The following is a 16,135-nucleotide window of genomic DNA, read 5'->3' on the forward strand; positions in this document are numbered from 1 at the left end:
TACCGACCTGGCGTGTGTTGCAGCACTGCGCGAGGGACAAGGGAATGTTCTCACCGGCCAATCAGCCCCATTTCAATCTGACCATCGATGGCGCGGACAGCGATTTCCAGGTGCTGTCGTTCACCGGTCGGGAAGCCCTCAACACGCCCTTCGAATTCGAGCTGGAACTGGTCAGCGAAAAGGCCTCGATCAACCTCGAAAGCCTGCTGCACAAACTGGCGTTTCTTCAGCTGTCGCCGAGCGGCACCGGGATTCACGGGCTGATCTACAGCATCGCCCAGGGCGAGGCGGGCAAGCGCCTGACCCGCTACAAGATCTCTCTGCGCCCGCAGCTTTCCTACCTCGCGCACCGGTTCAACCAGCGTATTTTCCAGCAGATGACCGTACAGCAGATCATCAGTCAGGTGCTGGAAGAGCACGGCATCCTCGCCAGCGATTACCACTTCCAGCTGAGCGCGGTTTATCCCGAGCGCATCTACTGCACGCAGTACGACGAATCGGACCTGCACTTCGTCCAGCGCCTGTGCGAAGAGGAGGGTATTCACTACCACTTCCAGCACACCGCCAGCGGCCACAAACTGACCTTCGGTGATGACCAGACGGTGTTCCCGAAACTCGCGCCCGTGGCCTATCAGCAGGACTCCGGGCTGGTGGCGGACAAACCGGTGGTCAAGCGTTTCGGCCTGCGCCTGGCCACCCGCACCAGCCGCACCACGCGGCGCGATTACGACTTCATCAAACCGAAGATCGAGCTGGAAAGCGATGCCAGGAGCAGCGCTCAGCCGGACCTCGAGGATTACGATTACCCGGGCCGTTTCGTGGACCGCGAGCGCGGCAAACATCTGGCCAACCGTAACCTCGAACGCCACCGCAGCGACTATCGGCTGGCCGAGGGCAACAGCGACCAGCCGATCCTCGTCAGCGGGCATTTTCTGGCCCTGACCGACCACGCCAACCCGACGTGGAACGACCTGTGGCTGCTCACTGAAATCTTCCACGAAGGCAAGCAGCCGCAAGTGCTGGAAGAGTCGGTCACCAGCGACACCACCGACGACAAGGACGATTTCCATCAGGGCTATCGCAACCGTTTCAGCGCGATCCCGTGGGACGTGCCGTACCGTCCGCCGCTGGATCACCCGAAACCCAAGGTTCTTGGTTCGCAAAGCGCCGTGGTCACAGGCCCGGAAGGTGAAGAAATCTTCTGCGACCAATACGGCCGGGTGAAGGTGCAATTCTTCTGGGACCGCGAAGGCCAGCACGACGACAAGACCACCTGCTGGATGCGCGTGGCCTCCAGTTGGGCCGCTGAAACCTTTGGCTCGATCAACATTCCGCGGGTCGGCATGGAAGTGCTGATCACCTTCCTCGAAGGCGATCCCGACCAGCCGCTGATCACCGGTTGCCTGTACCACGGCGCCAACCTGCCGCCGTACAAACTGCCGGACTTCAAGACCCTGGCCACGGTCAAGAGCAAGGAATACAAGGGCAGCCGCGCCAACGAACTGCGCATCGACGACACCACCAGCGAAATCAGCATCGCGCTGCGCAGTGATCACGGCGCCAGTGCGATCAACCTGGGTTACCTGACCCACCCGCGCCCGAGCGGCGGCCAGCCACGCGGTGAAGGGTTTGAGTTGCGCACCGACCGCCACGGCGCGGTGCGTGCCGGTGCCGGTCTGTTGATCACCACCGAACCGCGCCCGAATGAATCCAAACACCACAAGGACCTGCCGGAAACCGCCGAACGCCTGGCCACCGCCAGCGACCAACAGGACGGTTTCGCTACGCAGGCCAAAGAGCTTCAGGCCCAGGAGGCCGGCGATCAGGACGACGTGGCCAAGGCCTTGCACGCGCAGCACCAAGGCGTACTCGGCTCGGGACCTGCGAACCTCACCGCCAACGAATTCCCCGAGTTCACCGACCCGCACCTGGTGCTCGCCAGTCCCGCCGGCATCGCCCTGACCACACCGCGTTCCAGCCACATCGCCACCGGCGAACACCTGGCGCTGAGCAGCACCGGGCACACCAGTTTTTCCATCGGCAAACGCCTGCTCGCGAGTGCCAGTCGGGGCATGCGCCTGTTCGTGCAGAGCATGGGCTGGCGTCTGGTGGCGGCCTCCGGCGACATCGACGTCAAGGCACTCAAGGACAGCATCAACCTGCTGGCCAAACTCAACATCACCGCCAACGCCGACCGCATCACCATCACCGCCAAGACCGAACTGGTGATCCAGGGCGGCGGCAGCGCCACGACCTACAACGCCGGCGGCATCACCCACGCCACCAGCGGCCCGTACACCGCCCACGCGGCGAACTTCGCCTACACCGGCGCCAAGAGCCTGGCCGGCGTGTTCCCCGAGCCGCCGAAGCCAGGCAAGGGCAACCTCGAATTGTTCAACCAGTACGCCGGGCGTCAGGGCATCAAGGAAGGCGATTACGAAGTCATCGATGCGCTGGGCAAGAGCATCAAGGGCAAGCTCGACGCGAAGGGTTTCGCCAGCGTTGCCGGTGCCGCCCCAGGCCCGGCGCGTGTGCTGTTCGGCAAGGATCCGGCGGACACCTGGAGTGAAGGCAGCTACATCGGCAAGCCGGAATGGCCGTTGAATCCGCCGGGCGCAGAAGATGTGCCGAGTCAGGTGCAGGCGATGGTGGCGCAGGCGTTGCCGAGCAAGAACTGGGACATGTTGGAGAAAGGCAAGGAATTGGCACAGACAGGGATGGGTGCAATGCAAACGGCGCAGCAGGTGAAAAGTGCAGTGCAGGGCGGGGTGGCGGGGTTGCCAAAACTGGCGAGTGCGGCGATGCCGAGTGCGTCGGGGATTCTCGGGACGGCGAGCAAGGCAGGCAAGTTGCCGAGTCTGCCGGTCCCGGTGTTGCCGAAATCTGCTGTTAAAACTCCGAGCCTCCTTAATGGAGAAGTGTTGTCATGACTGATATATCCGGTGCCAAAAAGCGTGAACCACAGGTAGCCGTAGTACCGTTGAATACGCTGGATGTGCAGGACGTCGGACGCGGTGCTGCAAGATTTGATGCCTGGCTGCGATCCATCAGTGGCGATGTGGTTACGCTGGATCGAATCAAGGGTGTAGCAGGCGCTCTGCCAGTTGTTGGCAACATCATGGCGCTGGTCGATGCGCTCGGCGATATCGTGACTCTCGCCAAAAGCAAGCAGCGGGAACTGCTCGACTGGGTGAGTCTGGGTATCAACCTGATCGGTGTTTTGCCCGCTCCCCCACGATGGCCGCCGCTCGCATGAGTATGCGACCGACTTTGTTTCTAGTACGTCAAGAACTGCGTAACAGCGCCAAAATGCTGTTAGGCGACTCAATGATCGAAGTATTGGTCGGTCATTTGAACGCAACCATCGTCGGGACGATAGATGACTTCGTCAAGCAGGCCCAAGGGAAACTCTCGGGAATACTTGTCGATGCCGGAAAGCTTGGTGAAAGCGCGGTCAGTGAAATCGCAAAAGGGCTTGAAGCTGTCGTTAACGGCAAGCTTGACGCGAAAGGCGATGCGCGAGCGGCGAGTCAGAAAATCACTGCAGCGGGCAATCAACTGCTCAGCGATCCTAAAGCGGCCATCAGTAACATCTTTGGTGCCGCCTTCAGTGCTTACAAAGCCGTAGGTAAGGGCGTAGCCAACAGTGCAGCCAAGAATCTGCTTCCGGATCAGGCTAAGAAACTGGTTCTGACCCATACCGGAACCTTGAGAGCCATGGGACCTGAGATTAAAACCCAACTGAGCAAGTTGGGTGATCCCGGCACACGTCATTCGATTGGCTGGTTGTTGCAGATGCTCAGTGGCGCAGTTTTGGCCTGGCGCAAGCGTCGTGGGCATGGTCAGGCCGCCAGCGTCAAACCCAACACCACCAGCAAGGCTCAACACACGGCCGGGGAGGGAGACTAGAGGCCTCCAGTCATCAAGCTCCAGCCAAAGGTGCTGCCAATCCCGACAAGAATGTCGCCTGCACCGGTACTTGTCACAGTATTAGCTTTTCGCTGGGGTCAGAACTTCTTCGCCATACCGACTTCAGTCTGCCCGGCGCCTTTCCCATCGAGTGGGCGAGAACCTATAACTCTCGACTGGATGCCTATGACCAAGGCTCATTGGGTGCACGTTGGGTAACGGAGCTGAGTACACGCTTCGATTGTCAGGATGATGGCCTGATTTATTTTGGCGCCGATGGCAGAAGCCACGACTATCCACTACCCAAGGTCGGACTGTTTCACTATGACCCTGTAGAAAACGTCACACTGATTCGCAGTAGCAACGATCAATTGCTTTTGTGTCGCGGCTTTGAACGCAAAGAGACCTACGTTCGTCGAGGCCAGCGTTATCTTTTGGCTGGCGTCGTACTTCGTAATGGTGCCGGGATCATGCTTCATTATGAGCATCGTCACGGGGGCGAGCTGATTCTGTCGGACTTGATGACTTACCAGGACGACGTCACACAGGTTCTTTCGCATCTGGGCACGCTGATTGATGATCATGGTCGCCTGACCGGACTTTGGGAGATCAAGGATGGCGTACCTCGGCGGCAACTTTGCAGCTATCAATACGACATGCACGGCGATCTGATCCTGGCTCAGGACGAGAATGGCGCCGCATGGTCGTATCGTTATGAACACCACCTGATCACACGCTATACCGATCGAACCGCCCGGGGTATGAACATCGAATGGCAGGGGCGTGGCGCCGATGCAAGAGCTGTTCGGGAGTGGGCGGATGACGGTAGTTTCGATACTCATCTTGAGTGGGATGACAATATTCGTTTGACCTATGTGACGGACGCATATGGCAACGAGACCTGGCATTACTACGACATCCTTGGCTACACGTATCGCATCCGTCATCCAGATGAACGTTCTGAATGGTTCTTCCGTGACGAGGCCAAGAATCTGATCCGTCATGTCCATACAGATGGAAGCACCGATCGTTTTAGCTACGACTCTCGCGGAAACATGGTTGAACATATCCGCCCGGATGATAGCGTCGAGCACTACGCGTTTGATGACAATGATCAACTGATCAAAATCAGTGATGCTGAAGGCGGTCAGTGGCATAGAGGATACGATGATCACGGCAACCTCGTTGAGTCGATCGATCCTTTAGGCAACAAGACGGAATACGCTTATAACAAGGCCGGATTGCCGATTGCCATCAAAGATGCCAACGGCAATGAAAAAGCTATTGAATACAACGATGCAGCTCAACTGACCAAATACATTGACTGTTCTGGCAAGGTCAGTGTGTGGGAGTACGATGCGCGCGGCCAGATGATCTGCTTCACTGACGCAGCCGGGTTAAGCACCGAATACGAATATAGAAATGGTCAGTTGGTGCTGATCAAACATCCTGACAAAACAGAAGAGCGCTTTGACCGGGATGCAGAGGGCCGGCTGCTTGCATACGTTGATGCATTGGGACAGTGCACAACCTGGAGTTATACCGTAGCTGGATTGGTCCGTGAGCGTGTAGATGCCGCTGAGCAGAGCTTGCGTTACAACTGGGATTTCCTGGGGCGCCTGGTTGCCTTGGAGAACGAGAACGAACAGCGCGCCCACTTTCACTATGATCCGCTTGGCCGACTCGTGGAGGAGACGGGGTTTGACGGTCGTACTACTCGATATCAATTCGATCCTGAAACCGGACGTCTGGATAGCAAAATCGATGGACAGCGCGTCATTAAGTTCAACTTCGATTCCATGGGACGCCTGACTGATCGTCATGCAAGCCTTGGTGGTGAATCCCAGATTGAAACGTATGCCTATGATGGGAATGGCCGACTGGTCATGGCCAGTAATGCCAATAGTCGACTGAACTGGTTTCATGATCCTGCCGGAAATCTGGTTCGTGAACACCAGAACTATCTGGATCTGGAAAAGCCTCTTGTGGCTGTTTGGAAGCATGAGTATGACGTTCTTAATCAACGTATAGCGACTGTCAGGCCAGACGGGCACCGGGTGAGCTGGCTGACCTATGGAAGTGGCCACCTTCTGGGATTGCGGCTGGATGATCATGATCTGATCGCGTACGAGCGCGATGACCTGCACCGAGAAGTGGCACGTCATCAGGGTAATCGGCTGCTACAAACACTGAAATGGGACCCGGCAGGGCGTCTTGAGGAGCAGTTGCTGGGTCGCAGTGACGACAAGTCAACTTTACTCAAGCGTGAGTATAAATACGATGCCGTTGGCCAGTTGACCGAGCTCAACGACACCCGGCGCGGCCCATTGGCGTATCGTTACGACCCGGTGGGCCGCCTCATCAGTGCCGTCAGCCGGCTGGGCACTGAAACCTTTGCGTTCGATCCTGCAAGTAATCTTTTGGATGACGCGGTCACACAAATTCGGCGACCGCTTGATCAGGACAAGCCCCGCAGCAAGTTACTCGACAATCTCCTGCGCGAATATGCCGGTACTCACTATGAGTACGACGAGCGAGGCAATCTTGTCCAGCGATGGCACAACGGAAGCTACAGCCGCCTACGTTGGGACCTGTTTGACCGCATGGTGAACTTCGACGATGCGCGTTTGAGCGTCGATTTCGCTTATGACGCATTGGGCCGACGCCTGTACAAGAACTCCAACGTTCACTACAAAGAACGCTCGGAGGCAGGGTCTCAATGGAACCACAATGAGCGCGCTCGTAAACAAAGAGAGCTAGGCTGCGGATTCACGCTTTTTGGCTGGGACGGAGATAACCTTGCGTGGGAAAGCCGTCCTGCTCAATCAGATGGCGGTGCAGGGAGAACGGTTCATTACATCTTTGAACCAGGCACATACGTTCCGGTAGCTCAGGCTTTATCCAACGGCCCGATTCAACTGTCAGGACTGCCCGATAATACTGGCGATTACACGCTCGATGATGATCCCCTCTGGAATTACCAACCGACAGTAAGACCTTTCGATGCCATTAGTTGGTACCAGTGCGATCATCTGGGCACACCATTAGAACTGACTGATCAGAATGGTGATATTGCCTGGAGTGCTCAGTACAAGGCATGGGGAGAGGTTCGGGAGCAACGTTCTGTTCAAGCGCAACAGCTGGGACTGGCTAACCCAATACGTTTTCAGGGGCAGTACCACGATGTTGAAACGGGACTGCATTACAACCGACATCGTTACTTTGATCCTGGCGTCGGTCGATTCATAAGCAAGGACCCAGTGGGGTACGCAGGTGGTCTGAATACCTATGTTTATGCACCTAACCCTACGGGTTGGGTCGATCCTCTGGGCTTGACTACGACCACCGACGGTACGGGAAAAACCGTCCCGATGAGTAATCTGGGTATTCCTGACAAGGCTCAATTTGATCCAAAACCTGGCATTACTCAGCCTTACGCTCGAAGTTCAGCGTGTGGGCCTACTACAGCGCAAACCGCCTCCGTGCAGGGCGTTCCATGTGTTGTATGTGGAACTGTGGCACCTAAAATGGTCGCTGACCATAAAGATGCCTTGGTCGTGGAGTATTATCGAACGGGTACTAACGATGTGACACATCAGTCCTCATTGTTGGCTGTGCAATCACATTGTCCCGTCTGCTCAAGAAAGCAGGGTGGGCACGCATCATCCTATTCAAAATGTATGAAAACAAAGCTGGGGATCTGATTAATGCAAAAGGCTGAAGCTGTTTATCCCGACGAAGCACAGACAAAAATCTGTAAAAAGTATGGAATGCCTGTGCAGCCGCCCGAACAGATGGTCGCGGTCGCTATTGATTCGCTTGGCCAGTCACCGATTTACGGCACGAGGGTTGAGCTTCCCGAGGGCGGAAACATTACCTGGTTCATTCACTGTGGCGAGTTCTCGACGGCGGATGATTTTTACAAGCCTGTCCATGTTCACCACCTGAGCGAAATGCTGCCCGAGGCAGTTAATTATCTATGCCTGCCCACCGGGGCAAAATTCATCATCGATGCCTCCGGTTATGAAGATGTCTGGATGGCGGAGTAAGGAACACGGGTTTCGGATCACCGCCGGCTTCACCCTTGGCAGATCCCGTGGACTAATCTGGCGTGTCAGAGTCAGGTCAAAGGAGTGACAACTTGAAAGACGCAATCCGCCTCGGCGACTCCACCACCCACGGTGGCAAGGTGCTCGAAGCTTTCTCCCAGACCGATCTCAACGGCAAGCCGATTGCCGGGGTCGGCCACATGGTCAGTTGCCCATTGTGCAAAGGGGTTTTCCCGATAGCCGAGGGCAGCAGCACCTACACCGTCGATGGCGTGCCCATCGCGCTCGACGGCATGAAAACCGCCTGCGGTGCAGCGTTGATCGCCAGTGGACCCAAAGGGGCCGTGGTCAGTTGAATCCATATCTGTGCATTGATTGCCATCTCCCATGAAGCGGCCTTTTCGGCGCGTCGTTTGAACAAAACACGCTTCAACCAAAACATGCTTCACCTCAAAAAGAGCTCAAAACGCTCGAACATTTAAAGGAATAAATATGAAGACCGCTTCTTTGATTCTCGCCATGGCAGCCGCGTTTGGCACCCACTCGCTCGCCCACGCCGAAGGGCAAGACGCCGCGACCCTGAAAGGGATTTACGACAATGGTCGCAACATGTCAGGCCTGATCAAAAGCTGTGTCGACAAGGGATTCCTGAAAGCGGACAGCACCGAGAACGCCAACAAGATGGCCGCATTCGTCAGCAACATGCCAGGTGATTTCGACAAGCGCGACGGCGACAAGAACGAACAGTCTGGCCGTAAAGGCGAAGTGTTCACGGATGGGGAATACAAGAGCCTGGAAAGCAACCTGCCGCCGAACCTCACGCTCAAACAATGGTGCGAGCAAGCGGATCAGGGCATGCGTGAAGGGTTGAAGCGCGTCGGTCTGTAGCCGTCAGCCGATTCAGGACCGACTGCAACGGCAAGTCGATTGCCGCAGTCGGTCTTCAGGTCAGTTGAGCCCCCGATAGACAGGCCTAAGCTAATGCAAAAAAGATATTTGTTCGGATTTTTATATATCGTTTAGTTTTGATTTACAGACGAATCAAAGCATCAAACCGACAGACCCCCGATTGCCATGACGGCACACGCTGAATCGATCACAGGCTCTTCAGGTTTGATTCACACGGGAGTGAATCATGCCGCATACCTCAGACATCACCGCATTACCCATCCTCGACTTGTCGCAGCTCGACGGTACTCCGCAGCAGCGCCAGGCTTTTCTCGATGACCTGCGCCACGCCGCTCGCGATGTCGGGTTCTTCTACCTGACCGGCCATGGCATCGACGCCAGTCTTCTCAAGCAAGTTCAGGATCACGCCCGGCAATTCTTCGCCTTGCCCGACAGCGAGAAAGCCGCCGTCGGCATGATCAATTCGCCGCATTTTCGTGGCTACAACCGCGCCGCTTCGGAGATCACTCGCGGCCAGCCGGATCAACGTGAACAGTTTGATCTGGGCGCCGAGCGTGAGGTCTTGCCGCTGACGGCCGACAGTCCGCTGTGGGCGCGTCTGCAAGGGCCAAACCAATGGCCGCAGGCGTTGCCGCAACTCAAACCGTTGCTGCTCGACTGGCAGCAAGCAATGACCCATATGTCGCTGCGCCTGCTGCGTGCTTTCGCCCAGGCACTCGCGCTGCCGGAGAACGCCTTCGACCGGTTGTACGGCGACAAACCCAACGAACACATCAAGCTGATGCGCTATCCGGGGCAGTCCTCGACGGCGAGCAATCAGGGCGTCGGCGCGCACAAGGATTCGGGTTTCCTCAGTTTCCTGCTGCAAGACCGGCACGCCGGCCTGCAAGTGGAAATCGAAGAGGGGCGCTGGATCGATGCACTGCCACGGGACAACACCCTGGTGGTCAACATCGGCGAGCTGCTGGAGCTGGCCACCAACGGTTATCTGCGCGCCACGGTGCATCGCGTGGTCTCGCCGCCGGTGGGAAGCGAGCGCTTGTCCATCGCGTTTTTCCTCGGCGCGCAACTCGACGCGGTGGTGCCGCTGTACCCGCTGCCGGCGGTGTTGCTGCGCGAGGCGCGAGGCCCGGCGAGCGATCCGCTCAATCCGCTGTTCCGCGATGTCGGCTGGAACTACCTCAAGGGCCGGCTGCGTTCGCACCCTGATGTGGCGCGTCGGTTCTATGCCGACGCATTGCTGCCCGAACCTGAGCCTCGCAAGACCGCCAACGCCTGATCCATCACTCGCTAAAGGATTTTCCTCATGTTGAAAACAGCAGGTTTGACCCTGGCCGTCCTCGGCGCGCTGGTGACTTCGTTTGGCGCTCAAGCGCTGGAGCCATTGCGCGTTGCCGCCGACCCGGTGCCCCACGCGCAGATTCTGGCCTACATCCAAAAGATCGATCCGCAACTGAACCTCAAGGTGATCGAAATCCCCCAAGGCGTGAACTCCAACGAGCTGCTGGTACACGGCGATGTGGACGCCAACTACTTCCAGCATCTGCCGTACCTGCAATCCCAGGAAAAGGCCCTCGGCGAGAAACTCGCAGTGGCGGCCACGGTGCACATCGAACCGCTGGGCATCTATTCCCATCGCCACAAAACCTTCGCCCAGGTGCCGGACAAGGGCACGGTCGCGGTGCCGAACAACGTGACCAACCTGAGCCGTGCGCTGTACCTGCTGCAGGACAACGGCCTGATCAAGCTCAAGCCTGGTTTCAATGACCCGGCAGCCGATCAGGCAACGCCCAAGGACATCGCCGAAAACCCGAAACACTTGAAGATCCTCGAAATCGAATCGCCGCAATTGCCCCGCGCACTGGACGACGTGGATCTGGCGGTGATCAACGGCAACTACGCACTGGAAGCCGGACTGGTGCCGGCCAGGGATGCGCTGGGGCTGGAGAAGGCCGAGCACAATCCTTACGCCAATATTCTGGTGACCACGCCGAAACTGGAAAACGATCCGCGCATTCAGCAACTGGCCAAGGACCTGACTTCGCCGCAAGTGGCCAAGTACATCGCCGAAAGCTTCAAGGGCTCGGTGATCCCTGTGGCGGATGCCAAGCCATGATCGTCGTCGAGCGGTTGAGCAAGACCTATGCGTCAGCATCGATTCCGGCGCTGGATCAGGTATCGCTGAGTATTCCCGATGGCGCGATCTACGGGATTCTCGGGCGCAGCGGCGCGGGCAAGTCGACGCTGCTGCGTTGCCTCAATCTGCTCGAACGTCCGGACGCCGGGCGGATTCTGCTGGATGGAGAAGACCTCACCGCGCTGTCCGATCAGGAACTGCGTCGCCAGCGTCAGCGCATCGGCATGATCTTTCAGGGCTTCAATCTGCTGCATTCGCGCAACGTGTTCGACAACATCGCAGTGCCGCTGGAAATCGCCAAAGTCGCCAAACCACAGCGTCATGAACGGGTTCGGGAATTGCTGGACCTGGTGGGCCTGAGCGACAAGGCTGAAGCCTTTCCTTCGCAACTTTCGGGTGGACAAAAGCAGCGGGTCGGGATTGCCCGGGCCCTGGCGGCGCGGCCGGCGTATCTGTTGTCGGATGAAGCGACCAGCGCTCTCGACCCGGAAACCACCGCGTCGATTCTGGAACTGCTACGCGACATCAATCGTCAGCTCGGACTGACCATCGTGCTGATCACTCATGAACTGGACGTGGTGCGTTCGATCTGCGATCACGCCGCGTCCATGGCCAACGGAAGGCTGGTGGAGGCGGGGACGGTCGCCAGATTACTGGCAACTCGGGGTTCCGCGCTCGGTGCCTCTCTGCGGCCCAGTTGCGGATTGCCGCAGGGGCACGACGCGCCGGGCTTGAGTTTTCTACGGCAATACGGCGTACGGGCGGCCCACTCATGAATCGCATCATCGACTGGAATGAAATCCTGCAACTGGTGCTCAACGCCACCGGCGAAACCCTGTACATGGTGCTGCTCGCCGGGCTGTTCACCCTGTTGATCGGCCTGCCGCTGGGGGTGTTGCTGTTCATCAGCCGCCGTCAGGGTCTGTACCCGTTGCCCCGGATCAATCAGGCACTGGGCGCGATCATCAACCTTGGTCGTTCGCTGCCGTTTGTGGTGATGCTGATTGCCCTGATCCCGCTGACCCGCCTGGTGGTTGGCACCACGTTGGGCAGCACCGCCGCCGTGGTACCGATCACCATCGGCGCCTTTCCGTTTTTTGCGCGGATCGTCGAGAACGCCCTGGACGAAGTCGAAAAGGGCCGCATCGAAGCAATCCTGGCCATGGGCGGTGACATCCGTCATGTGATTTTCAAAGTGCTGCTGCCCGAAGCACTGCCGGCCCTGCTGGCGGGCGTCACCCTGACGCTGGTGATGCTGATCGGTTTTTCCTCCATGGCCGGAGTGATCGGTGGCGGGGGACTGGGCGATCTGGCCATCCGTTACGGCTATCAGCGGTTCAACAATGAAGTGATGGTCGCCACGGTGGTGGTGCTGGTCATCCTCGTTCAGGGCGTGCAGAGCCTGGGTGATCGACTGGTGCGTTCGCTGGCTCATCGACGTTAAGGAATTCTATGAGTGCGCCTGTCGCCGTGGCCTCCGAGCCACTGATTCGTGTCCGTGAACTGAGCAAGACCTTCGGCTCGAACCGTGCGCTGGACCGGGTCAGCCTGGAGATTTTTCCCGCTGAAGTGGTGGCGCTGCTCGGTGCCAACGGTGCGGGTAAATCGACGCTGGTGAAGATCCTTGCCAGTAGCCAGTCGGCCGACAGCGGCGAGATTCAGGTGGACGGTCAGCCTAGGCAATTCAATTCGCCGCTGTCCGCTCGGCGGGTCGGGATCGTCGCGGTTCATCAGCAGATCAACGAGGGCATCGCACCCGGTTTGAGCGTGGCGGAAAACCTGCTGCTCGATGAATTGTGCCGCCCGGACGGCGACTTCTGGCTCAACCGCAAACGCCTGCTGGAGCGCGCCGCGAACATCGCGGCCGGGCTTGGTTTGGTGCTGCCGTTGGAGCAACCGATCGAACACCTCGGCCAGGCCGAACGGCAACTGGTGGTGCTGGCCCGCGCCTTCGCTCTGCAGCCACGGTTGCTGATTCTCGACGAACCGACAGCAGCGTTGTCGGATGCCGAAGCGCAGCGCCTGTTCGGTCTGATCGACACGCTGCGCAGCCGGGGTGTGGCGATCGTGTATATCTCCCATCGCCTGTCGGATCTGCAACGGGTGGCCGACCGCGCCATCGTTCTGCGTGACGGACAACTGGCCGGCGAATTCAGTGCCCGGCAATTGCCGCAGGCGCTGGAGGCCATGCTTGGTCAGGCGCTGGAGGCTCATGTTTACACGCCGCGAGCCACAGGGCGCGAAGTGCTGAAGCTGCGCGAAGTGAAACTGCTGCCACGCACGCAAGCGTTTGACCTGACCCTGCATGAAGGCGAAGTCGTAGTGCTGACCGGGCTGCTCGGCGCCGGCAAAAGCGAGATCGCCGAAGTGCTGTTCGGTCTGCGCCAACCGTTGTCCGGGTTATTGCAACTGGACGGCGCCGACTGGCAACCGGGCTCGCCACGTCAGGCGATCCAGAGCGGGGTGTTCTTCGCCGCCGAAGACCGGGCAAGTCAATCGCTGGTGCCGGACTTTTCATTGCGCCGAACCCTGACCTTGCCGTTTCTCGAACGCTTCACCCGTGGCGGTTTCATCCGCAATCGCGCCGAAGCGGCGGCGGTGGAGGCGCAGGTCGCGGCGCTGGGGATCAAGACTGCCGGCATCGATGTGCCGATGAGCGCGCTGTCCGGCGGCAATCAGCAGAAGGTCGTGCTCGGTCGCTGGCTGCTTGGCGAGGGCAGGGTGCTGGTCCTCGACGAGCCGTTTCAGGGCGTAGATATACGTGCCCGACGCGAGATCGGTCAACTGCTGCGCAACAGCGCCGAAGGCCGCGCCACGCTGGTGATCTGTGCGGATGTCGATGAAGCCCTGGAAATCGCCGACCGGATTCTACTGGTACGTGATCACGCGGTGGTCGCCGAGTACCCGCGTGCCGGTCTGGATCGCGCCGTTCTGGTCGCTGCGCTGGCCGGCACCGATCCGCAAAGTCTTTTCATTCAAGCCGCGCCAAGGAGTAGAGCGAGTGCCTGATTCGAGTTCCCTGTTGTCATCCGCCCCGGCGACGTCCGAGCGCTTCGTGCAGGCGCTGATCCGTTACGGCCTGCTGTGGGTACTGGCGTTGATCGTGGTGTTTTTCAGTGTCGCGGAGCCGGCGTTCCTGCGGGTCGGCAACCTGTTCAGCATCTTGCAGTCGGTGTCGATTGTCGCGTTGTTGGCATTGGGCGTGACCCTGACCATGGCCGTTGGCGGGCTGGACTTGTCCATCGGTGCGGTGGCGGCCATGAGCCTGATGATCGCCAGTTACGTGATGGTGGTGCTCGGCTGGGGCACGCTGCCGGCGGTGCTGATCAGTCTGGCGGGTGGCGCGCTGGTCGGACTGCTCAACGGCTGGCTGATCGTAAAGATGCGCGTGCCGGACATCCTCGCGACGCTGGGCAGCATGTTCCTGGTGATCGGCGTGCAGTTGATCCCTACGGGCGGGCGCTCGATTGCGGTGGGCATGACCCTGCCCAATGGCGATGAAGCCGAAGGCGCGTTCAGTGCGCTGTTTCTTGCGCTCGGCCGTGGACGGTTGTGGGACGTGGTGCCGGTTCCGGTGTTGATCACGGCGGTTGTCGCGCTGGCGGTGTGGCTGTTTCTCGAACGTACGCGCATCGGCCGGTTGTTCTACGCGATTGGTGGCAACGAGCAGGCTGCGCGGCTGGCCGGTGCGCCGGTGCAGCGCTTCAAACTGCTTGCTTACGTGTTGTCGGCGTTGCTGGCCTCGCTCGGCGGAGTGTTGTTGGCGGCGCGGTTGGGGCGCGGCGATGTCAGCTCCGGCAACGGCCTGGTGCTGGATGCGCTCGGCGCTGCGCTGATCGGTTTTGCCGTGCTCGGGGCGAAAAAGCCCAACGCGTTCGGCACGCTGGTCGGCGCGTTGCTGGTGGCGTCGTTGCTCAACGGCCTGACCATGCTCAACGCGCCGTATTACGCGCAGGATTTCGTCAAGGGACTGGTGCTGGTGCTGGCCCTGATGTTCACCTTCGGCCTCGCGCATCGGGCGCGCTGAGCCGGTTCATTGATGCTTCAAGGAAAGATCCATGCACGGTTCAATCAAGCAGTTCGCACGTCATTGCCTCGCCGGCGCCTTGCTTTCGGCACTGGCGCTGAATGCTCAGGCCAGGGCCTTGCCGGGGGCGCCGGCACCGTTCGATAAAGGTCAGGTACAGATCGCGCTGGTCGGCTATCTGTTCTCCGGGGATTTCCCCGAAGCCTACCTGCGCGGCGTCGAGAAACAGACCGAAGCACTGGGCGCCAACCTGCGGGTGTTCGATGCCCGGCAACAGGCGGCCAGTCAGGGCGAAATGATCGATCAGGCGGCCGACCTCGGGGTGGACGGGATCATCGTGCAACTGGGTCTGGCCGAAACCCTCAAGGGGCCGATTGACCGGGCGCTGGCCAAGGGCATCAAGGTCGTTGCCTTCGACGTCGATCTGAACACGCCGCAAGTGACTCAGGTCGAGCAGGATCACCACGCGCTGGCGCGTCTGGCGCTGGATCAGGCAGTCAAGGACAACGGCACCCGCTTCGACGCCGGGTACGTTTACATCAGCGGCTTCACGCCGATGGAGCGTCGCGACGAGATCTGGAGCCAGGTCAAAAAGAGCAATCCGGGGATCATCGAGAAGGCGCGGTTCGGCACCCTTAATCCGCCGATTGCCAACTCGGTGGCCGATCAGGCCAGCGCCGTGCTGCGCGCCAATCCGGGGATCAGCGTGATCTTCGCGCCGTTCGACGAGTTTGCCAAAGGCGCGAAAATCGCCGTGGACGAGGCGGGGCTGAGCAGCAAGGTGAAGATCTACAGCGCCGACATTTCCACCGCCGACATTCAAATCATGAAGGAACCCGACAGCGCCTGGGCGGCGACGGCGGCGGTCAATCCGCAAGTGGCCGGGGCGATCAGCGTGCGCAGTCTGGCGCTGCTGATCGCCGGCGAGAATCCGGGGCACAAGGTGCTGGTGCCGCCGACCCTGATTACCCGCCAGCAGTTGCTGGATCTGGATGTGAAAAACGTCCGCGATCTGGGGCAGAAGCTGCCGTCCTTCGGTGATACCGCCAACGTCGCGCGGGCACCGTGGATTCCTGTGGCGAACTGAAAATCCCAACACCCAAA

General features: G+C 59.3%; 11 protein-coding genes and 1 pseudogene. All 12 read left to right on the top strand.

Going from position 1 to position 16,135, the window contains the following annotated elements; genetic code table 11:
- Positions 1-44 precede the first annotated feature (44 nt).
- The 12 genes and pseudogenes from R1A29_RS11365 to R1A29_RS11420 all read left to right on the top strand — a co-directional run bounded on the left by R1A29_RS11365 (position 45) and on the right by R1A29_RS11420 (position 16,118).
- Complete coding sequence (locus R1A29_RS11365) at positions 45-2,930, top strand: type VI secretion system tip protein VgrG (RefSeq protein WP_438301516.1); 2,886 nt, start codon at positions 45-47, stop codon at positions 2,928-2,930.
- A pseudogene (locus R1A29_RS11370) lies at positions 2,927-7,247 on the top strand (RHS repeat-associated core domain-containing protein); the annotation flags it as partial. The gene R1A29_RS11365 and the pseudogene R1A29_RS11370, both read left to right, overlap by 4 nt.
- Positions 7,248-7,616: 369 nt before the next feature.
- A complete protein-coding gene (locus R1A29_RS11375; RefSeq protein WP_438301517.1) occupies positions 7,617-7,958 on the top strand; it encodes an immunity protein Imm33 domain-containing protein in 342 nt (113 codons plus the stop codon).
- A gap of 92 nt (positions 7,959-8,050) precedes the next feature.
- Positions 8,051-8,314 (top strand): PAAR domain-containing protein, encoded by a 264-nt coding sequence (locus R1A29_RS11380; RefSeq protein ID WP_423205511.1) that lies wholly within the window; start codon positions 8,051-8,053, stop codon positions 8,312-8,314.
- 136 nt (positions 8,315-8,450) lie between these two features.
- Entirely contained in the window at positions 8,451-8,846 is a 396-nt protein-coding gene (locus tag R1A29_RS11385) for a hypothetical protein (protein WP_438301518.1), read from the top strand.
- A 247-nt stretch (positions 8,847-9,093) separates the two neighbouring features.
- Positions 9,094-10,146 (top strand): isopenicillin N synthase family dioxygenase, encoded by a 1,053-nt coding sequence (locus R1A29_RS11390; protein WP_438301519.1) that lies wholly within the window; start codon positions 9,094-9,096, stop codon positions 10,144-10,146.
- Between the two features lie 27 nt (positions 10,147-10,173).
- Positions 10,174-10,983: a MetQ/NlpA family ABC transporter substrate-binding protein gene (locus R1A29_RS11395; RefSeq protein ID WP_438301520.1), complete on the top strand. Its 810-nt coding sequence runs from the start codon at positions 10,174-10,176 to the stop codon at positions 10,981-10,983.
- Entirely contained in the window at positions 10,980-11,780 is an 801-nt protein-coding gene (locus R1A29_RS11400) for a methionine ABC transporter ATP-binding protein (RefSeq protein ID WP_438301521.1), read from the top strand. Before R1A29_RS11395 ends, R1A29_RS11400 begins: the two co-directional genes overlap by 4 nt.
- Positions 11,777-12,448, top strand: a complete 672-nt coding sequence (locus tag R1A29_RS11405; RefSeq protein WP_438301522.1) for a methionine ABC transporter permease — start codon at positions 11,777-11,779, stop codon at positions 12,446-12,448. Before R1A29_RS11400 ends, R1A29_RS11405 begins: the two co-directional genes overlap by 4 nt.
- An 8-nt stretch (positions 12,449-12,456) precedes the next feature.
- On the top strand, positions 12,457-14,013 hold the full coding sequence (locus R1A29_RS11410) for a sugar ABC transporter ATP-binding protein (protein ID WP_438301523.1): 1,557 nt from the start codon (positions 12,457-12,459) through the stop codon (positions 14,011-14,013).
- The gene (locus R1A29_RS11415) at positions 14,006-15,031 is read left to right on the top strand and encodes an ABC transporter permease (protein ID WP_438301524.1); all 1,026 of its coding nucleotides are present in this window, start codon (positions 14,006-14,008) and stop codon (positions 15,029-15,031) included. Before R1A29_RS11410 ends, R1A29_RS11415 begins: the two co-directional genes overlap by 8 nt.
- Before the next feature lie 31 nt (positions 15,032-15,062).
- On the top strand, positions 15,063-16,118 hold the full coding sequence (locus R1A29_RS11420; protein ID WP_438301525.1) for a substrate-binding domain-containing protein: 1,056 nt from the start codon (positions 15,063-15,065) through the stop codon (positions 16,116-16,118).
- The last annotated feature ends 17 nt before the right edge of the window (positions 16,119-16,135 follow it).

It is taken from the genome of Pseudomonas sp. NMS19W (assembly GCF_051554255.1).
GTDB lineage: Bacteria > Pseudomonadota > Gammaproteobacteria > Pseudomonadales > Pseudomonadaceae > Aquipseudomonas > Aquipseudomonas kribbensis.